Annotated in this window: 1 rRNA gene; it reads right to left on the bottom strand. The window is 58.8% G+C overall.

What is annotated here, in order from left to right:
• Positions 1–255 (bottom strand): 16S ribosomal RNA (locus AB4Y44_RS42685); the annotation flags it as partial.

Below are 255 nucleotides of genomic sequence, written 5' to 3'. Positions count from 1 at the left end.
TGTGGCTGGTCGTCCTCTCAGACCAGCTACGGATCGTCGCCTTGGTAGGCCTTTACCCCACCAACCAGCTAATCCGCCATCGGCCACCCCAATAGCGCGAGGTCTTGCGATCCCCCGCTTTCATCCATAGATCGTATGCGGTATTAATCCGGCTTTCGCCGGGCTATCCCCCACTACTGGACATGTTCCGATGTATTACTCACCCGTTCGCCACTCGCCGCCAGGATTGCTCCCGCGCTGCCGTTCGACTTGCAT

This window comes from Paraburkholderia sp. BR10937, assembly GCF_040965695.1.
GTDB lineage: Bacteria > Pseudomonadota > Gammaproteobacteria > Burkholderiales > Burkholderiaceae > Paraburkholderia.
Note: the sequence above shows the minus strand (reverse complement) of the source record. Positions and strands in the feature narration are given on the sequence as shown.